Here is a 19,912-nt window from a genome sequence, read left to right on the forward strand (position 1 = left end):
CCGGTATTAGTCGTCGAGGTTGTTGCGGATCTGTTCCAGAAAGGTTTTGAGTTCGCGCAGTTTGCCCACGAAGCGTGCATTTTCGCGCCGGCGGCTGTCGCGCGTTTTCAGAAACTCGCGGGCGCCTGCCAGGGTGTACCCCTGATCTTTGGTCAGGCTCAGAATCTCGCGCAGATGCTCGACATCGTCGGGGGTATAAACCCGGTCGCCCGAGCGGTTTTTACGCGGCTGAAGGGTGGGAAACTCTTTTTCGTAGTACCGCAGGGTCGGTGCATTGACGCCCAGCATCTCGGCTACTTCCCGGATGCCATAATACATCTTCTCGGGCTCGTTCATAGGTTTGGATTAGGGAAGGCTCCTAAAACCGCAAGATTCTGCGTAAATTTACGGCTTCAACTGTAAGTTTATCGAACGGTAACAAACCGTTTTTCCATGCGCTCGCTGGCCTGGTTGTTTGTAACCGGGCCGACCCATACCTGCCTTATGACGTCTTCCGAAATTCGCCATCATTTCCTCCAGTTCTTTCAGTCCAAGCAACACCTGATTGTGCAGTCGGCTCCGCTGGTCGCCAAAAACGACCCGACGCTGATGTTCAATAACTCGGGCATGGCCCAGTTCAAAGACTTTTTTCTGGGCAACGGTACGCCCCCGGCCAAACGGGTGGCCGACACCCAGAAATGCCTGCGTGTGTCGGGTAAACACAACGATCTTGAGGATGTTGGGTTCGACACCTACCACCACACCATGTTCGAGATGCTGGGGAACTGGTCGTTTGGGGATTACTTTAAGGCCGAGGCCATCCGCTGGGCGTGGGAGTTGCTGACGGACGTGTATAAGCTGCCCAAAGACCGCCTGTACGTATCGGTGTTTCAGGGCGACGAAACAGACGGGGTGCCCTTCGATCAGGAAGCTTTCGACCTGTGGGAACCCATCGTCGGGAAAGACCGGATCATCTACGGCAACAAGAAAGACAACTTCTGGGAAATGGGCGATACGGGGCCCTGTGGTCCCTGCTCCGAAATTCACGTCGACCTGCGTTCGCCCGAAGAGGTAGCCCAGAAGCCCGGTAAAGAGCTGGTCAACGCCGATCATCCGCAGGTGGTCGAGATCTGGAACCTGGTGTTTATGCAGTTTCAGCGCAAGGCCGATGGCTCGCTGGAGCCGCTGCCAGCCCGCCACGTCGATACGGGCATGGGCTTCGAGCGGCTGTGCATGGCCATTCAGAGCAAAAAATCGAACTACGACACCGACGTTTTTTCGGGCACCATCCGCGTGATCGAAGAGCTGTCGGGTAAGACCTACACGGCGGGCACCGGAATGGGCGATGTGGCCATGCGCGTCATTGCCGACCATATCCGCGCCGTAGCCTTCGCCATTGCCGACGGACTGGTGCCAAGCAACGCCAAGGCGGGCTACGTGATCCGGCGGATTCTGCGCCGGGCCATCCGCTACGGCTACTCGTACCTGGGCCTGACCGAACCGTTCATGACCAAACTGGTGCCCACGCTGGCGCTTCAGTTTGCCGAGGTATTCCCCGAACTGAACGTCCAGCGCGATTTTGTGGCCACCGTGATTCGGGAAGAAGAAATTGCGTTTCTGCGGACACTGGGCACGGGCCTGGGACGGCTCGATCAGATCGTGACCGATACCAAAGCGGCTGGTCAGGCGGCCATTGCCGGCGAAACGGTATTTGAACTGAACGACACCTTCGGCTTCCCCGCCGATCTGACGGCCCTGATCGCCCGCGAAAAAGGCCTGGGCATCGACGAAGAAGGGTTCCAGAAAGCCCTCCAGGCCCAGAAACAGCGGTCGCGCAAAGACGCCCAGTCGTCGGCCGGCGACTGGATCGAACTGGCCGAACTGGATGACAAAGTCGAGTTTGTGGGCTACGATCAGCCGGAAGTTTACGGGCAGATCGTGAAATACCGCAAAATCCAGAACAAGCAGGGAACCCAGGTACAGGTCGTGCTCGACAAAACGCCATTTTACGCCGAATCGGGCGGACAGATCGGCGACACGGGCACGCTTCGGCTCTTTAAAAACGGGTCCGATGAGCTAGGAACGCTTACCGTGCTGGATACCAAAAAAGAAAATGACCTGACCATTCACCTGGTCGAAAATAAGGCAGGCATCGACGACCTGCTGACCGAAGCTGAATCGGTCTACGCCACGATCGACACCAGCCGCCGGAACCTGACCAGCAGCAACCACTCGGCCACGCACCTGCTCCATGCGGCCCTGCGCGAGGTGCTGGGCACCCACGTGGCGCAGAAAGGGTCGTACGTGGGGCCCGACGCGCTCCGGTTTGACTTCTCGCACTTTGCCAAACTAACCGACGCTGAACTGGCCGAGGTAGAGCGCATCGTGAACGAGAAAATTCGCGAGAACATACAGCTCGATGAAAAGCGCAACGTCCCCATCGATGAAGCCCGGAACATGGGCGCCACGGCGCTGTTCGGCGAGAAATACGGCGATTTTGTTCGGGTTATCACCTTCGATCCCAGCTACTCGGTCGAACTCTGTGGCGGTACGCATGTGCCGGCAACGGGCCGCATCGGGCTGTTCAAGTTCACGGGCGAAGGGTCGGTATCGACGGGCGTACGCCGGATCGAAGCCAAAACGTCGGCCGGTGCCGAAGCCCTGGTCAACGAGCAGATGGCAGTGATGAGCGAACTGAAAGAGCTGCTCAAAGCGCCGAAAGACGTGCTGAAAGCCGTGCAAAGCCTGCTCGATGAGCGGTCGGCGCTGCAAAAGCAGGTCGAAGCGTTGCAGAACGAAAAAGTGCAGCAGCTGAAAAATGGCCTGCTCGATAAAATCGAAACGGCCGATGGCTTCTCGCGCCTGATTGCCCGGGTCGATGTACCCTCGGCCGACAGTCTGAAGCAACTGGCTTACGACCTCAAAGCGAAAGTCGATAACCTGGCGCTCGTGCTCGGGGCCGACATCAGCGGCAAACCCCAGCTGGCGGTTATGCTGCCCGACACGCTCATTCAGGACCGCAAGCTCAATGCCGGCCAGGTAGTCAAAGACCTGGCCAAACACATCAAAGGGGGCGGGGGCGGTCAGCCGTTTTTCGCCACGGCCGGTGGCTCCGACGTGTCGGGGCTGGATGCGGCCCTGGCCCAGGCCCAGACCGTGCTGGCCTAACCTGTCCATTTCGCCGGTGATCGTTTTACAAATCGCCGGCAAGCCCGTTTACCCGCGCCCGATCGTCCACCGACTATCGGGCGCGGGTGTTTTTGATACGTTCGTTTTCGGCTGGTAAACGATGGAATACGGTGCGTTTACGTTAGTTTGCCGCTGCCACTCAGTTCAGCTAGTCTTGTCACGTTCACACCATGCGTTTTTTTTTACGGGCACCACACTGGTTACTTTTTTTGATTGTAGTCATCGCACCCCTGTTTTTCTCTAGTGATATGACACCGATGTCAAGTCTTTGGACAGCCGTGCAGGGGGTTGTTTTCGGGACTTATCTTGGCTGGCTCTATACGATCGGGATTGCGTTGCAGCGAAAGTTGCCAACGGGGGTTACCATGCATACGTTTCGCTTCAACTGTGCGGTAGGGTATGTATGCCTGGCAGTTGTTGCCATGTTGTTCAGCATGCAACTCGGCACCAATGATCCGTCAGGTAGTACCTCATCGTATGCCGGGCTGATTATTATTTCGGTTCTGCTGGTCATGGTTTGCCTGTTCTACATCCTCTCGTTTGTTGCCAGGTCGCTGACCGCAGTGGAACGCCAGAAACCGGTAACGTTCTACGAGTACGCCGGCGCGTTTTTTCTGGTCTGGTTCTATCCTATCGGCATCTGGTTTGTACAGCCTAAAATCAACGCGCTCTTCAAAAATGACTGATTGGGCATGAGTCGCGCGTAGGGGGTAAGTAGACCGAGTGGTTTGCCCCGGCAGCGGTTAGCAGACAACCCACAACCCAGTGATCCGGCCGGTAAATGGGCCGGGCAGGTTGCTTTTGCCCTAAACCGATACGTATGATTCGATTACTGGTAGCAGGATTGGGGCTGCTCGGTGGGCTGCTGCTCGGCACGCCGGGCACCCGGGGGCAGGATACGCCCATCCGGCCGGGTACCACGGTAGGGCCGCACCCCCGGCTGCTGCTGACCACCGCCGACGAAGCGCGGGTACGGGAAGCCATCCGGCGCGACAGCGGACTGGCGGCTGTGCATCAGACCATCCTGACCGAATGCAACGCCATGCTGGGGCTGCCGCCCGTCGAACGGATTCAGATTGGCCGGCGGCTGCTCGACAAATCGCGCGAAGCGCTGCGCCGGATTTTTTTTCTGGCCTATGCCTGGCGCAGCACCCGCCAGCCCGTCTACCGGGAGCGGGCCGAACGCGAACTGCTGGCCATTGCAGCCTTCAGCGACTGGAACCCGTCGCACTTTCTCGATGTGGCCGAGATGACGCTGGCCGCAGCCATCGGCTACGACTGGCTTTATGCCGACCTGCCGGAAACCAGCCGGGCTGCCGTGCGCACGGCTATCCTTGAGAAAGGACTGGCCCCATCGCTCGACGCCCGGCACAACGGCTGGCTGCAGCTCGACAACAACTGGAACCAGGTCTGCAACGCGGGCATCAGCTACGGCGCCCTGGCGGTTTACGAATCGATGCCCGACACGGCGCGCCACCTGCTGAACCGGGCCATCCAAAGCGTCCGGATTCCGATGCGCGTCTACGAGCCCGATGGCGCCTATCCCGAAGGCTACAATTACTGGGGCTACGGTACCGGCTTTAATGTCCTGCTCATCAGCGCCCTCGAACGGGCCCTGGGCAGTCAGTTCGGGCTGGCCGACGGGCCGGGCTTTCATCAGACGGCCGCTTATATGCTGCACATGGTCGGGCCATCGGGGCAATCGTTCAACTATTCCGACGCGGGGCGGGGCACCGAGATTCAGCCCGCCCAGTTCTGGTTTGCCAGCTGGCTGGACGACCCATCGCTGACCTGGTTCGAGCATCGGCAGCTGGCGGGGCCGCAGCCCCGGCCGTACCGCCACGAGCGGCTGCTGCCAACCGTGCTGATCTGGGGCAGCTGGCTGGGTGGGCAGCCCAGTCCGACGCCCCGGGCCACGAGCTGGGTAGGGCAGGGCGAAACCCCGGTGGCGCTGCTCCGCACCAGCTGGACCGCCCCCCGCGCGCTGTTCATGGGCCTGAAGGGTGGGTCGCCGGGCGTGAGCCACGCCCACATGGACGTGGGTTCATTCGTGCTCGATGCCGATGGGCTGCGCTGGGCCATCGATTTGGGCATGCAGGAGTATAACTCGCTTGAGTCGAAGGGGTTACAGATTTGGGGGCGCAACCAGCAGGCTCAGCGCTGGTCGGTGTTCCGGTACCGCAACCAGGCGCACAACACGCTCACGGTCAACGATTCACTGCAGCGCGTAACGGGTAAGGCACCCATTGAAGCGGGTACGGCCAATCCGGCGTTTCGCTATGCCATCACCGATCTGTCGGGCGTATATGCTGGTCAGCTGGCACAGGCCCGGCGCGGCATTGCGCTGGTCGACGAGGCTTATGCGCAGGTGCGCGATGAGGTGCAGGCCACCGATAGCCCGGCCTCGGTGCGCTGGGCCATGCTGACCCCGGCCACCGTAACCATCACCGCCCCCAACCGGGCCGAGTTGCGGCAGGGTGGCAAAACGCTGGTGCTGGAGGTGGTCGAGCCGGCGGGTGTTCAGCTGACGAGTTGGTCGGCCGATCCGCCCCACGACTACGACGCGCCCAATCCGGACGTTCGGTTCGTTGGGTTTGCGCTGCAGGTGCCGGCGGGGCAGCGCAGCACCCTGTCGGTGCGGCTGGTGCCTGGTTCGGCGGCCGGTCGGGCGCCGAAACCCATTCGGCCCCTGGGCGAGTGGGGACGCTAACGGGGCTCAGCACGAATCGGTTAGGGTTGTATATTGCCAGCAACGTAACCCCTTCTGCCATGATCCGCTTCGTCTACCTGCTCACCCTGCTACCACTGTGGATGGCCGCCTGCCGCGCAACCGACCCGCAAACGCCGGCCCTCACGACGTATTTCCCCGCCGACACGGCCACCGTGGCCACCGGGGGCGTAAAACTCATTCCGATTACCACCAACAACCGGACGCTGCGTGTCTGGACCAAACGGTTTGGCAATAACCCAACCATCAAGCTGCTGTTGCTCAACGGCGGACCCGGTGCTACCCATGAATATTTTGAAGCCATGGAGAGCTACCTGCCGGCAGCGGGCATCGAGTTTATCTACTACGATCAGCTCGGCACCGGCCACTCCGACAACCCGAAGGACACAGCGTTCTGGGATTTGCCCCGCTACGTGGAGGAAGTGGAGCAGGTGCGGGCGGCTCTCAACCTGACCCCCGCCAATTTTTACCTGCTCGGACATTCGTGGGGCGGCATTCTGGCCACGGAGTACGCCCTCAAATACGGCAAGAACCTCAAAGGACTCATTATCTCGAACATGATGGCGAGCTGCCCCGACTACGGCCGCTACGCCGATAGTGTACTGGCCAAACAGATGGACCCGGCCGTGGTGCGTGAGGTAAACGAACTCGAAGCCCAGGGGCAGTATACCAATCCGCGCTACATGGAGCTGCTGATGCCGAACTTTTACGCCAAACACCTTTGCCGGATTCCCCTCGACCAGTGGCCCGAACCAATCAACCGCGCCATGGGCCAGATCAACCAGTCGCTCTATGTGACCATGCAGGGGCCAAGCGAGTTCGGCATATCGGGCAAGCTGACGCGCTGGGACCGCAAAGCCGACCTGCCCCGCATCACGGTGCCGACACTGACCATCGGGGCGCGTTACGACACCATGGACCCCGAACACATGAAGTGGATGGCCACCCAGTTTCCCAACGGCAGTTACCTCTACTGCCCCAACGGAAGTCACATGGCGATGTACGATGATCAGAAAACGTACATGCAGGGGCTCATCCGGTTTCTGAAAGAAACTGACGGCGGAGCCAAACGCGTACAGTTGTAACAGACCAGGATTGCCAATTCTGCCGGATTCGCCCTGTATGGCGCGAGTTTGGCAATTTATTTTGCAGATTTTGCAAAAAGTGGGATAATGTTGATAAAAATTTTTACAATTTCGGCCGGTAAAAGCGGGCTCGCCGGGCCCTTTTGGCAATAACCGCAGCCGGCTCTCCGGTTGTCCAGCACCAGCGTATGAAAACGAGCGCGTACGAAGTAATGGCCGATAGCCAGTTGTGGCGTACGGCAATGGATGGAGACAAACAGGCGTATGCCTATCTCTACCAGACGTATGCCCCCATTTTGTATAACTACAGCCTGCGCTTCACGGGCGATGCCGCCTTTACCGAAGACTGCATTCAGGAGCTGTTTCTACGGCTGCTCGAACGGGGCAGCGGCCTGTCGGATACCGACTCGATCAAGTTTTACCTGTTCCGCTGTATCCGGCGCGACATTGTCCGGCGGCTCGATGCCCGCGACCAGCAGACGCTGCCGCTGCTCGAACGCGACGTGGATTTTCGGGTCGAGTTTGCCTACGAGCGATCGTGGCTCGATACGCACATCAGCCAGGAGCGGTCGGCGCAGCTGCTGACGGTGCTCAATCAACTGCCCGCCCGCCAGAAAGAAGCCATTTTTCTGCGGTTCTACGATGGCCTGTCGTACGAAGAAACGGCCCGCATCATGGGCATCAGCCAGCTGTCGGCCTATAAAACCATCTACAAGGCACTGGCCAATTTGCAGCGGCAGCTACCCGCCCGCTCGGCCCTGTCGCTGCTGATGACGCTCTGCCTGGGCGGATAGGCCGCCGGAGCCCGCATGGCTACCTCAAAAAAATAGTACGCAGGGAGGGATAAGTTTGGCCATTCTCAGATTTGGCTCGCCGGACACAGATCAGCGGGCGTTATGGAGATACCGGACTACAGCGACTACAGTTTCGATGATTTTTTGATGGACGCCGATTTTCGGGCCTGGGTAACCCACCCGACCCCCGAGACCCAGGCGTTCTGGAGCGGCTACATGGCGGCTCATCCCGAGCAGCAGAAAACGGTTGAGGAGGCCATCTGGGCCGTACAGCACCTCACCATTCGGCCCCATCCCTTTCCCGACGAAAGCCGCCAGCGCATCTGGCAGGTTCTCGACCAGCACTACGACCAGCAGCGCCGGCCCGAAGCCGCCGTTGTGCCGCTGACCACCACGCGCTGGGGGCGGTGGCGGGTGGCTGCTTCGCTGGCGGGTGGGCTGGTACTGGCGGGGCTGGGCTGGTATGCCCTGCGGCAGCCGGCTACCCACACCATCCGGACGGCCTATACCGAAACCAAACAGATTACCCTGCCCGATCAGTCGGTGGTCACGCTCAACCGCAACTCGTCGCTGACCTACCGCGACGACTGGTCGGCCGATGCACCCCGGGCCGTCTGGGTTACGGGCGAAGCGTTTTTTGCCGTTCACCGCCAGGCTCCGGCCGGGGTAACGCAGGCCCGTCAGCCGGCCGACCGCTTCATTGTGCACACGGAGCAAACCGATGTAGAAGTGCTGGGCACCCAGTTCGACGTGAACACCCGGCGGGGCAAAACGCGGGTGGTGCTCAACGAAGGCAAGGTGAAGCTAACCCGGCAGCGGGCCGGCGTGGAAGAAAGCCTGCTGATGCAGCCCGGCGATCGGGTTGAGGTGGAGCCCGTTCGGCCCGGCTTTGTGCGGCAGCGCGTCGATGTCAGGCAGTACGACGCCTGGCGAAACGGGCAGCTGCGCTTCGATCAGACCTCCATTGCCGATATCCTGACTACGCTCGAAGATACCTACGGCTGGCGCATCAGCCTGCGCAACCCCCGGCTGGGGGCCCAGACATTTACCGCCACGGTGCCGGCCGGGCAGCCCGAACTGGTGCTGACCCTGCTGGCCGAATCCTTCAACCTGCATATCCACCGCACGGGTGGCGTCGTCACCATCGACTAGGCCCGGGCTTCCCTGTTTATCCCTACTCTCTGCTTATGTGTAAACCATTACGATCACTGGGGACAGCGCTGGGTGTACTGGCTCCTCTGCTGGGTGCCGTGCCGGCCGTGGCCGTGGCCCAGGACTATGCATCGCTGGCCAGCTGGCAGCAGCAGACGGCTCCCCGCCGAAATGTACGGCTGCTTCGCGACTGGCTCGACCGGCTGGCCCGGCAACACAACGTTCGCTTCGCCATCAACGATCAGGTGGTGGCCAACAAGTATGCCGATGGCAGTTTGCTGCGGCTGGCCAACCTCGACGAAGCCCTCACGATGCTGCTCAAGCCCCACGGCCTGACCTACAAAAAAGTGGCCGATTACTACGTGATTCAGGCAATCGATACGGCACCGGTGATGCCCCAGCCCCGGCGCAACGAGGCCCCCCTGGTGCTGGGTGAAACCACGTCGCTGTCGGCGGTGACGGCGCTGCGGTACCTCGAACCGGGGCAGCTGCGTCTGCCCGTCCGAACCGATCAGCCCGTGCGGGGGGTGGTGCGCGACAGTACCAACGGTCAGCCGCTGCCGGGGGTGAGCGTGGTGCTGAAAGGCAGTCAGCGCGGCACCACGACCGACGCCGAGGGCGCGTTCCGGCTCGACGTACCTGATGAAAACACGACGCTGATTTTTAGTTATATCGGTTTCGTGAGCAAGGAAGTGCGCGTGGGCAGCCGCAGCAGCCTGACTATCGATCTAAAGTCGTCCGACCAGTCGCTGAGCGAGGTGGTGGTGGTGGGCTACGGTACGCAGAAAAAAGAATCGCTGACGGGGGCCATCGCCAGCATTACGAGTCGCGACATCGAGAAAGTGCATACGGCCACGGTGAGTGCCGCCCTGGCGGGTAAGATTCCGGGCGTATCGTTCCGGCAGGCTGAAGGACGCCCCGGCTCATCGGCGCTGTTGCAGGTGCGCGGCATGGGCGATCCGCTCTACGTAATCGACGGGATTCAGAAAGACGGTGGCCAGTTCAACAACATTGCCCCCAGCGACATCGAAAGCATTACGGTGCTGAAAGACGCGTCGGCCTCGGTCTACGGCTCGCGGGCGGCCAACGGCGTGGTCATCGTGACCACCAAACGGGGCAAGACCGGTAACCGCAACACCGTCAATCTGGATGCGTACTATGGCGTGCAGAACTGGACCCGGTTTCCGAAGGGCGTCAGCGCCTACGAGTGGATGGTGGGCAAGGCCGATGCCGAAGTAAACCAGACGGGCCGCACGAGTATCACCCAGGACGAGCTGAACAAGTGGAAGCAGGGCACCGAGTACGGCTACAAGAGTTTCGACTGGTATAACTTCATCGTGGGCAAGAATGCCCCCCAGTACCAGATCAACGTCAACGCCACGGGGGGCTCCGAGAAAATCAACTACTATTTCTCGGCCACCCACCTCAACCAGGATGCCGTGCTGAAAGATTATAACTTCAACCGCACCAACATCCAGTCGAACATCGACGCCCGCATTGCCGACCGCCTGAAAGTGGGGGTGCAGATCAACGGCCGGGTCGAAACGCGCAGGAACCCGGGCGTGCCGGGGGGCGACGACTACTGGGCGCCCCGCTTTGCCCTTTTCCGGAACCGGCCCACCGAGCGGCCCTACGCCAATGACAACCCGCTGTATCCCAACAATATCGGCCATAATGCCGAAAACTGGGCCATCCTGAACTACGACATTTCGGGCTATGCCCGCGAAGACTGGCGGGTGCTGCAAACCAACTTCAACGCCGAATACCAGCTGCCCATCAAGGGCCTGACGGCGCGGGGGCTGTATTCGTACTACTTCGCCGACCGGCTGCAGAACATCCACGAATACACCTACGACGTGTACAGTTACGACCCCGCCAAAGACAGCTACTACAAGTCGGGCGGCAGCTCTAACCCCTACCGGGAGCGGGTTACGCGCAAGATTCTGGAGAATGTGCTGCAGGGCCAGCTCAACTACGCCAACAGCGTCGGGCGGCATACCCTGGGCGGCACGTTCGTGGCCGAGCGTATCCAGCGCCGGGAGCAGGAAACGTTTGTGCACTCGGTGCCCAAAACCAACGTACTGCCCATCATCCAGTTTGCCGACATGGACACCTATAACGACAGCGACTATGAGGAAGCCCGGATCGGGTACGTGGGGCGGCTGACCTATAACTTCGCCGATAAGTACTTCGCCGAAGTGTCGGGCCGGCGCGATGCGGCCTGGCGGTTTGCGCCCGGCAAACGCTGGGGCTTCTTTCCGTCAGTGTCGGCCGGGTGGCGCATCAGCGAAGAGCCGTTCTTCCGGAACCTGAAGCAGACCGTGATCTCGGACCTGAAGCTGCGGGCATCGTACGGTAAACTGGGCGACGACAATATCAACATCTCGCCCTTTGCCTACATCCAGGGCTACAACTACGCCACCTCGACGGTCATTCTGGACGGGCAGGTCATCAAAGGCTCGCGCAACACCGGTGTACCCGTCGACAACCTGACTTGGTTTACCAGTACGATCAGCGACATCGGGCTCGACTACACCCTGCTGAACGGCCGGCTGTCGGGCGACCTGGATTATTTCTACCGCAAGCGGACGGGGCTGCGTGGCCGCAAATACGACGTGCTGGTGCCCAACGAGCTGGGCTACGGCCTGCCCGACGAAAACGTCAACAGCGATGCCCGGGTCGGGGGCGAAGCCTCGCTGGCCTACAACGGCTCGGTCAACGGCATCGGCTTTCGGCTGGGCGCCAACGTGGGCTACTCCCGCGCCCGGACCCTGAACCAGTACAAGCCGATGTTCGGCAACTCCTGGGATTATTACCGCAACTCGATCACCAACCGCTGGGACGGAATTTTCTGGGGCTACGAAGCCATCGGCCAGTTTAAATCGCAGGACGAAATCAACACCTACCGGGTCAACAACGACGGGCAGGGCAACAAGACGATGCTACCCGGCGACCTGATCTACCGCGATGTGAACGGCGACGGCCAGATCAACGACTACGACCAGCGGCCCATTGGCTACGCCGTTTCGACGGTGCCGGCCATCAACTACGGCATCAACCTGTCGGTCAACTACAAAGGCTTCGACCTGACGGCCGATTTCTCGGGGGGCAGCCTGTATTCCTACAACCAGAACTGGGAGATGCGCTGGCCCTACCAGAACACGGGCAACCTGCTGGCTACCATGTACGACGACCGCTGGCACCGCGCCGACCCGCTCGCGGCCGACAGTCCCTGGATCGAGGGTAAGAACCCGGCGCTGCGTTTCAACGACGGTGGCCACAGCAACTACAATAAAAACTCGACCTGGTGGCTCACCAACGTGCGTTACCTGCGCCTGCGGACAGCCGAACTGGGGTATTCGCTGCCGGCCGCGCTGCTGAGCAAGATCAAACTGCAGCGGGCCCGGATCTACCTGAACAGCTTCAACCTGTTCTCGATCGACAACGTCTACCAGCTCGGTATCGACCCCGAGATCGTCGACGAAAACGGGCTGCAGTATCCGCAGAACAAGCTTGTCAACGTGGGTATCAACCTGTCATTCTAACCCGACCGGACCATGAAAAAACAAACGATCAGTCTGCTGATAGCCCTGTTGTGCTGCGGGGCCTGCCGCGACGAGGATTTCCTGAACCGACAACCCAAAAACATCCTGCTCAACGAGCAGATTTTTGCCGACGAACGGCTGACGCTGTCGGCCATTGCCGACCTCTACGACCGGTACCCCGATTTTCAGCGCATCGACCGCTGGTGGGAGTTCACCAATTTCGATGAGGCTTTTGCGTCGGCTTTCTCCGATTATTTCCGGCACCAGAATCAGGACTATAACTACGATTCCTGGAACTACTGGGACTACGGGTACCTGCGCGACCTGAATCTGTTTATCCAGCAGTGCAACCAGGCCACGGCCCTGTCGCCGGCGGTGAAAGACCGGTTTCTGGCCGAAGCCCGCTTCCTGCGGGGCGCTGTGTATTTCGAGCTGGTAAAACGCATGGGCGGGGTGCCGCTCATTCTGGAGCCGCTGACCTACGACTTCAGTGGCGATGCCACGTACCTGCGCAACCCCCGCAAGAAGGAAAGCGAGATCTACGACTTTGTGATCAGCGAGATGGAAGCCATCAAGGGCGCCCTGCCCAGCGACCCCGCCACCAAGTCGCGGGCTACGCAGGCGGCTGCCCTGGCGCTCGAAGCCCGGGCGGCCCTCTACGCCGGCTCCATCGCACGCTATGGGGTCAACACGCCCCAGGTAAGCCTGCCGGGGGGCGAAGTGGGCATTCCGGCCGAAAAAGCGACCGGCTACTACCAGACCGCGCTCAAAGCCGCCCAGGCCATCACCGGCTACAGCCTCTACCAGAAAAATGCCGGCGACCTGTCGGAGAATTTTGCCAGCCTGTTTCTCGACAAGGCCAATAACCCCGAAGTGATTTTTGCCTACGATTACAAGCTCAAAAGCGGCAAGGTAGTGGGCTGGACACTGGACAACAGTCCGCTGACGTCGGCCGAGGAGGGCACCACCGGCGGGCGGCTCAATCCGTCGCTCAACCTGGTGCAGTCGTTCGAGAAACTCGACAACACCTTTGCGCCCCTGCCCATTGCCGATGCGGCCGGCAACCCGATCTACTACAACAATCCCCGCGAGCTGTTTGCGGGCCGCGACGCCCGGCTGGGGGGCACGGTACTTTACCCCGGCACCTCGTTTAAGGGCAAGCCGGTCGATATCTGGGCTGGCTACCTGGTGGGGGGCAGCACTGTAGTGTCGGCCGATAAGCCGGGGGGACAGAAAACCCTGCCGGGCGGCAATACGCCTGTGGCGGTGGTGGGCCTCGATGGGCCCATCGACGGGCTGGAGTTTACGGCCCAGTCGGGTTTCTACGTGCGCAAGTACCTCGACCCTACCGTGGGTTCGGCCCAGATTGGCACCCAGAGCGAGGTGTGGTGGGTGCGGTATCGCTACGCCGAAGTGCTGCTCAACGCGGCCGAAGCCGCCTACGAACTGGGGCAGAAAGCGCAGGCCGTGGGCTACATGAACCAGGTGCGGGCCCGGGCGGGGCTTACCAAACCCCTCACGGCGGCCGACCTGACCTTCGACCGCATCGTGCACGAACGCAAGGTGGAACTGGCGTTTGAAGACCACGAGCTGTGGGATTACAAGCGGTGGCGGCTGGCCCACGTAGTCTGGAACGGCATCAGCACCGACCTGACCCGCAACCCCGGCAAGGCCGATGAGCCCAGCACACGGGTATTTGGCCTGTGGCCCTACAAGGTCTACGATCCCGGCAAGGCCACCGACGGCAAATGGGTATTCCGGCAGGTGCTGCCCAGCCGGGTGATCAACGCCCACCGGTTCCGGCTCGGCAACTACTACTCGTTTATCAGCGACGAAATCAGGACCAACAACCCGCAGATCGTCCGTAACCCGAACCAGTAGCGTAAAGAGCGAAAGAGTGCATGAGCGAATGGCTAACGCCTGCTTGCTCCGCTTCGCCAGTACATTTCGCTCGTTCATCGCGCCTGCGACACGCTCTTTCACTCTGTCATTCTTTCGCTCAAAAAAAGCCATGAAATTCCCGCCCATTTTATCCCTCTGCCTGCTCTGTCTCCTCGCCGGCTCCTGTGCCTACGACAATTACCCGGCCCCGCAGTCGGCGCTGACCGGCCGGATCGTTTATAAGGGAGACCCTATCAATGTCGAATACAACAACGTGACGTTCGAACTCTGGGAACCCGGCTGGCAGAAGCGCATTCCGATCACGGTGACTGTGGCGCAGGACGGATCCTACTCGGCCCTGCTCTTCGACGCCGATTACAAACTGGTGTTTCAGCCGGGACAGGGGCCGTTTCGCACCATCCGGCGCGACAACAACTCCGACACGCTTAACGTAGGCGTGCGCGGCAGCCAGACCCTCGACATCGACGTACTGCCGTACTACATGGTCCGGACGCCAACTTTCAGCGTCAGTGGCGGATCGGTATCGGCAAGCTGCCGGCTCGAAAAAATCACGACCGACGCCAACGCCCGGGCCATCGAACGGGTGTCGCTCTACGTGAGCAAAACTCAGTTTGTGGATGGCCGCACGAGCCTCAGTGCCGTCGATCTGAAAGGGAGCGAGATCCGCGATCTGAACGCCGTGTCGCTCAAAACGACCTTCCCCACCATTACGGGACAGGGCTATGCCTACGCCCGGATCGGCGTAAAAATCGAGGGTGTCGAAGATATGATTTACTCGCCCGTTCAGAAGGTTCAGCCCTGAGCAGGGCTTTCTATTAGTAGAAGGCCGCCCGCCCGGTTTTTGGTGTAGGGTGGTCTTTCCAATGCCCGTATCAATCAACGCGTCTATGAAAAAAGTACCTGTTAAGGGCATGCTTGTGGGGCTGCTGGCTCTGGCGGCCACTACCCACGCCCAAACCCTGCGCCCACCGGCCTATCCGCTCATCACCCACGACCCCTACTACAGTGTCTGGAGCATGACCGACAAGCTCACCGACAGTCCCACCCGCCACTGGACCGGCAAGCCGCAGTCGCTGGAGGGTGTGGTGCGGGTCGATGGCAAAGCGTATCAGTTTCTGGGGGCCGAACCCGAGCAATATACCTCCGTGCTGCCCACGGCCGAGTCGGGAAGTTATACCGCCCAATACACGCTGGGCCAGCCCGGGGCTGGCTGGGAAACCCCCGATTTCGACGCCAAAAACTGGAAAACGGGCCCGGGCCCCTTTGGCGACAACCCCGGGTCGGGTACGCAGTGGCTGAGCAGTAAGACCGATCCGAACGGCATCCACATCCGGCGCACGTTTACCTACGATGGCAAGGTCGACCCGGACAAGCTGTTGCTGTCGCTGAGCTACGACGATGACCTGACGGTTTATCTGAACGGTACGCGCATCCTGACCAAAACCTGCTGCGCGGGCGAATACCGGCAGGAACCGCTGTCGGCCGAAGCTAAAAAAGCGCTGCGGAAGGGCCGCAACGTACTGGCCATTCACTGCGTCAGCCCGGTGGGCGGGTCGTTTGTCGATGTGGGCATCGTGAGTCATGTTCCGGTACGCCGGATCGCGACGGCCACCCAGACCGAAGCAACCGTGACGGCCACCCAGACCCACTACACCTTTACGGCGGGGCCCGTTGAACTGGGCGTCGATTTTCTGTCGCCCCTGCTGCTCGATGAACTGGCGGTAGCGGCCCGTCCGGTAAGTTACGTCACGTTCGAAGCCCGCGCCCGCGATGGCAAACCCCACGAGGTACAGGTCTTTTTTGGGCAGGCCGGCACGCTGGCCAGCAATACCGGTAACCAGGAGGTAGTGGGCGATGCCGGTAAGCAGGGCGGCATTAGCTGGCTCAACGTGGGTACGCAGCAGCAGCCGGTGCTTAAGAAAGCCGGCGACAACCTGCGTATCGACTGGGGCTATGCTTACCTGGCCGCTCCCGACCAGGCCGGGGCGCAGCTGACGCCGGGTCCGCTGGCCGCTCTGAAGCAATCCTTTATTACCCGCGGTGTGCTGCCCCCCGGCAAGCAGTCGACCGGCCGGGCGCAGGACTATGGGCTGGCGCTGCGGCTGCCCATGGGGCAGGTGGCGGCAACGCCCGTCCGGAAACATATACTGCTGGGCTACGACGACCTGTATTCGGTGCAGTATTTCGGTAAGAACCTGCGCCCCTGGTGGAACCGCGACGGCAAAACCAGCCTGCCGGCGCTGCTGCAGCGGGCCGAAGCCGATTACACCCGGCTGATGGCCAAAAGCACAGCCTTCGACCGGCAGCTGCGGACCGACGCGGCCAAAGCGGGCGGTGAGCAGTACGCCGATCTCTGCGTGCTGGCCTACCGGCAGGCCATTGCGGCTCACAAAATTGTGGCGGGGCCTACGGGCGACGTGCTGTTTTTTTCGAAAGAGAATTTTTCCAACGGCTCCATCGGCACTGTCGACGTGACGTATCCGTCAGCGCCCATGTTTCTGCTCTATAACAACGAGCTGGCCAAGGGGCTGCTGCGCTTTATTTTCGACTACAGCGAATCGGGCCGGTGGAAGAAAGATTTTCCGGCCCACGACGTAGGGACGTATCCGCTGGCCAACGGCCAGACCTACGGCGAAGATATGCCCGTTGAAGAAGCCGGTAACATGATGATTCTGACGGCGGCTTCGGTGCTGATGGATGGCAAGCCCGATTTTGCGCGGCAGCACTGGCCCACGCTTACCAAGTGGGTCGGTTTCCTGAAGCGCGACGGTTTCGACCCGGCCAACCAGTTGTGTACCGATGATTTTGCCGGCCACCTGGCCCGCAACGCCAACCTTTCGGCCAAAGCCATTATGGGCATTGCCGCCTACGGTCAGATGGCCCGGCAGCTGGGCGACACCAAAACGGCCGACGAGCACCTGGCGCTGGCCCGTGAGCTGGCCCAAAAATGGATGGCGCTCGACAGCGAGGGCGATCACTACGCGCTGACCTTCGACAAACGGCCCGGCAGCTGGAGCCAGAAATACAATATCGTGTGGGATAAGCTCCTGGGGCTGAATGTGTTTCCGGCCGAAGTGGTCAGGAAGGAAATCGCTTTTTATCTGGATCACCAGCAACCCTATGGCCTGCCCCTCGACAGCCGCAAGACCTACACTAAATCGGACTGGATCATGTGGACCGCCACCATGGCCGACAGCGACCGCGATTTCCGGGCGTTTGTGGCCCCGGTCTGGAAATTTGCCAACGAAACGCCGTCGCGCGTACCCCTGACCGACTGGCACGAAACCACCGATGCCAAACAGGTGGGCTTTCAGGCCCGCTCGGTGGTGGGTGGGTATTTCATCAAGCTGCTCGACGATAAGCTGGCGCCCAAACGCGCCCAGGCCAACCGCCCCTAACCACTTGCTCATGAACGCCATTCTTCCGCTGGCTGGCCTGCTGGGGTCGCTGGCGCTGCCGGCATCGCTGCCGCCGGCTGGTCCCACCGCCCGGGTGGTCGACCGGCCGGCGACGACGGGCCGCAACGCCCATTACGTGAGCAACCAGGCTCCGCTGGCGCCCGAATTTCTGCTGAAGCTGCCCATCGGCAGTATCCGGCCGCAGGGCTGGCTGGCCGAAGCGCTGCACCGCCAGGCGGATGGGCTGGCCGGCCACCTGGGGCAGATCAGCATCTGGCTGACCAAACAAAACAACGCCTGGCTCAGTAAAGACGGCACCGGCGACTATGGCTGGGAGGAGCTGCCGTACTGGCTCAAGGGGTATGGCGACATGGCCTACGTGCTGAACCGTCCCGACATGCTGGCCGAGACGGCCCTCTGGCTGGAGGGAACCATGGCCAGCCAGCGCCCCAACGGCGATTTCGGACCGGTGGTGATGCGCAACGGCAAACGCGACCTGTGGGCGCAGATGCTCATGCTGTTCTGCCTGCAGTCGCGCTACGAACACCAGCCCGATCCGCGCGTACTGTCGCTGATGAGCCGGTACTTTACCTGGCAGAACAGTTTGCCCGACGATGGGTTTCTGGAGGACTACTGGGAAAACAGCCGCGGGGGCGACAACCTCTACAGTGTGTACTGGCTCTACAACCGTACCCGGGAGCCGTTTCTGCTGGACTTAGCCACCAAAATTCACCGCAACACCGCCAACTGGCGTCAGCCCGACAACCTGCCCAACTGGCACAACGTGAACATTGCGCAGTGTTTCCGCGAGCCGGCTACCTATTACCTGCAAAGCCATCAGCCCGACGATCTGCGGGCCACATACCGCAATTTCGACCTGGTGCGGGCTCGCTATGGGCAGGTGCCGGGCGGCATGTGGGGGGGCGACGAAAACAGCCGGCCCGGTTATACCGACCCGCGGCAGGCCGTCGAAACCTGCGGCATGGTGGAGCAGATGGCCTCCGACGAATTGCTGATGCGCTTCACCGGCGATCCGCACTGGGCCGATAACTGCGAGGATGTAGCGTTCAACACGCTGCCGGCGGCTTTCATGCCCGACTACCGTTCGCTGCGCTACCTGACCGCGCCCAACATGGTGGTCAGCGACGCCCGCAACCACAGCCCCGGCATCCAGAACGAAGGACCGTTTCTGATGATGAATCCGTTCAGTAGTCGTTGCTGCCAGCACAACCACTCGAATGGCTGGGTGTACTACGCCGAAAACCTCTGGATGGCCACGCCCGACAACGGACTGGCGGCCGTGCTCTACAGTGCCTCGACGGTGACGGCCCGGGTGGGCAAGACGGGGCAGTCGGTGACGCTTACCCAGCAGACCGACTATCCCTTTGCCGACCGGGTGAACCTGCGGCTAACAACCGGCCGGGCCGTGGCTTTTCCGCTCTACCTGCGGGTGCCGGCCTGGTGCCGGCAGCCAACCGTGCGCGTCAACAACCGGGTGGTGCCGGTATCGGCGCGGGCCGGTCAGTACATCGTACTGGACCACACCTGGCACACGGGAGATCAGATCAGTCTGGAGCTGCCCATGGCCCTGCGCGTGCGGACCTGGGCGGAAAACAAAAACAGTGTCAGTGTCGACTATGGCCCGCTGACGTATTCGCTGGCTATTCAGGAAGAGGTGCGCCAGCAGGATACCCGGCAAACGGCCATCGGCGACTCCCGCTGGCAGCCCACCGCCGATCCGTCGCGCTGGCCTTCGTTTGAGCTGTATCCGGCAACGGCCTGGAACTACGGCCTGCTGCTGAACCCGGCCCGCCCCGAGCAGTCGTTTACGGTGGTGCGGCAGCCCGGCCCCGTGGCCGCCTACCCGTTCACGAGCGGGGCCGCGCCCATCCAGCTTAAGGCCCAGGCGCGTCGGCTTCCGGGCTGGACAGTCGATCAGTACGGTCTCTGCGCGGTGCTGCCGGCCAGCCCGGTGGCCACCACCACGCCCGTCGAAACCGTTACGCTGGTGCCCATGGGCAGCGCCCGGCTGCGCATTGCAGCTTTCCCGGTCGTAACGGCGCCCTGACGACAAGCGTCAGCAATACAGTCAGCGGGGGCTGGCCACGGTTCGTCAGCCGACGACACGTGGCCAGCCCCC

General features: G+C 61.3%; 12 protein-coding genes. 11 read left to right on the forward strand and 1 reads right to left on the reverse strand.

Annotated elements, in window-relative coordinates; translation table 11 throughout:
• Nucleotides 1-6 precede the first annotated feature (6 nt).
• Nucleotides 7-336 carry a MerR family transcriptional regulator gene (locus tag ACYVAC_RS19930; RefSeq protein ID WP_461099555.1) on the reverse strand — a complete coding sequence of 110 codons (330 nt, stop codon included), beginning with the start codon at nucleotides 334-336 and terminating at the stop codon, nucleotides 7-9.
• A 147-nt stretch (nucleotides 337-483) separates the two neighbouring features.
• Here ACYVAC_RS19930 and alaS point away from each other — a divergent pair, with 147 nt between their 5' ends.
• The 11 genes from alaS (at nucleotide 484) to ACYVAC_RS19985 (ending at nucleotide 19,840) form a co-directional block, all read left to right on the forward strand.
• A complete protein-coding gene (alaS, locus tag ACYVAC_RS19935) occupies nucleotides 484-3,147 on the forward strand; it encodes an alanine--tRNA ligase (protein WP_461099556.1) in 2,664 nt (887 codons plus the stop codon).
• Between the two features lie 191 nt (nucleotides 3,148-3,338).
• Nucleotides 3,339-3,854: a hypothetical protein gene (locus ACYVAC_RS19940; RefSeq protein WP_461099557.1), complete on the forward strand. Its 516-nt coding sequence runs from the start codon at nucleotides 3,339-3,341 to the stop codon at nucleotides 3,852-3,854.
• A gap of 134 nt (nucleotides 3,855-3,988) precedes the next feature.
• The gene (locus ACYVAC_RS19945; protein WP_461099558.1) at nucleotides 3,989-5,878 is read left to right on the forward strand and encodes a heparinase II/III domain-containing protein; all 1,890 of its coding nucleotides are present in this window, start codon (nucleotides 3,989-3,991) and stop codon (nucleotides 5,876-5,878) included.
• Between the two features lie 59 nt (nucleotides 5,879-5,937).
• Entirely contained in the window at nucleotides 5,938-6,981 is a 1,044-nt protein-coding gene (locus ACYVAC_RS19950) for a proline iminopeptidase-family hydrolase (protein WP_461099559.1), read from the forward strand.
• 188 nt (nucleotides 6,982-7,169) lie between these two features.
• Entirely contained in the window at nucleotides 7,170-7,775 is a 606-nt protein-coding gene (locus ACYVAC_RS19955) for an RNA polymerase sigma factor (protein ID WP_461099560.1), read from the forward strand.
• Between the two features lie 102 nt (nucleotides 7,776-7,877).
• Entirely contained in the window at nucleotides 7,878-8,927 is a 1,050-nt protein-coding gene (locus ACYVAC_RS19960; RefSeq protein ID WP_461099561.1) for a FecR family protein, read from the forward strand.
• A 35-nt stretch (nucleotides 8,928-8,962) separates the two neighbouring features.
• Nucleotides 8,963-12,472: a SusC/RagA family TonB-linked outer membrane protein gene (locus ACYVAC_RS19965; protein ID WP_461099562.1), complete on the forward strand. Its 3,510-nt coding sequence runs from the start codon at nucleotides 8,963-8,965 to the stop codon at nucleotides 12,470-12,472.
• Between the two features lie 12 nt (nucleotides 12,473-12,484).
• Complete coding sequence (locus ACYVAC_RS19970; RefSeq protein ID WP_461099563.1) at nucleotides 12,485-14,353, forward strand: RagB/SusD family nutrient uptake outer membrane protein; 1,869 nt, start codon at nucleotides 12,485-12,487, stop codon at nucleotides 14,351-14,353.
• Nucleotides 14,354-14,483: 130 nt separating this feature from the next.
• Nucleotides 14,484-15,176: a DUF3823 domain-containing protein gene (locus tag ACYVAC_RS19975; RefSeq protein WP_461099564.1), complete on the forward strand. Its 693-nt coding sequence runs from the start codon at nucleotides 14,484-14,486 to the stop codon at nucleotides 15,174-15,176.
• Nucleotides 15,177-15,261: 85 nt separating this feature from the next.
• Complete coding sequence (locus tag ACYVAC_RS19980) at nucleotides 15,262-17,772, forward strand: glutaminase family protein (protein ID WP_461099565.1); 2,511 nt, start codon at nucleotides 15,262-15,264, stop codon at nucleotides 17,770-17,772.
• Nucleotides 17,773-17,782: 10 nt separating this feature from the next.
• The gene (locus tag ACYVAC_RS19985; protein ID WP_461099566.1) at nucleotides 17,783-19,840 is read left to right on the forward strand and encodes a beta-L-arabinofuranosidase domain-containing protein; all 2,058 of its coding nucleotides are present in this window, start codon (nucleotides 17,783-17,785) and stop codon (nucleotides 19,838-19,840) included.
• Nucleotides 19,841-19,912: the final 72 nt, after the last annotated feature.

Source organism: Spirosoma luteolum (genome assembly GCF_054778875.1).

Excerpts from the sequence above, each read along its gene's own strand:
- ACYVAC_RS19970 (WP_461099563.1), top strand. The coding sequence starts at position 12,485 with ATGAAAAAACAAACGATCAGTCTGCTGATAGCCCTGTTGTGCTGCGGG.
- ACYVAC_RS19960 (WP_461099561.1), top strand. The coding sequence starts at position 7,878 with ATGGAGATACCGGACTACAGCGACTACAGTTTCGATGATTTTTTGATG.
- ACYVAC_RS19975 (WP_461099564.1), top strand. The coding sequence starts at position 14,484 with ATGAAATTCCCGCCCATTTTATCCCTCTGCCTGCTCTGTCTCCTCGCC.
- ACYVAC_RS19945 (WP_461099558.1), top strand. The coding sequence starts at position 3,989 with ATGATTCGATTACTGGTAGCAGGATTGGGGCTGCTCGGTGGGCTGCTG.
- ACYVAC_RS19930 (WP_461099555.1), bottom strand. The coding sequence starts at position 336 with ATGAACGAGCCCGAGAAGATGTATTATGGCATCCGGGAAGTAGCCGAG.
- ACYVAC_RS19985 (WP_461099566.1), top strand. The coding sequence starts at position 17,783 with ATGAACGCCATTCTTCCGCTGGCTGGCCTGCTGGGGTCGCTGGCGCTG.
- ACYVAC_RS19940 (WP_461099557.1), top strand. The coding sequence starts at position 3,339 with ATGCGTTTTTTTTTACGGGCACCACACTGGTTACTTTTTTTGATTGTA.
- ACYVAC_RS19955 (WP_461099560.1), top strand. The coding sequence starts at position 7,170 with ATGAAAACGAGCGCGTACGAAGTAATGGCCGATAGCCAGTTGTGGCGT.
- ACYVAC_RS19950 (WP_461099559.1), top strand. The coding sequence starts at position 5,938 with ATGATCCGCTTCGTCTACCTGCTCACCCTGCTACCACTGTGGATGGCC.
- ACYVAC_RS19980 (WP_461099565.1), top strand. The coding sequence starts at position 15,262 with ATGAAAAAAGTACCTGTTAAGGGCATGCTTGTGGGGCTGCTGGCTCTG.
- ACYVAC_RS19965 (WP_461099562.1), top strand. The coding sequence starts at position 8,963 with ATGTGTAAACCATTACGATCACTGGGGACAGCGCTGGGTGTACTGGCT.
- alaS (WP_461099556.1), top strand. The coding sequence starts at position 484 with ATGACGTCTTCCGAAATTCGCCATCATTTCCTCCAGTTCTTTCAGTCC.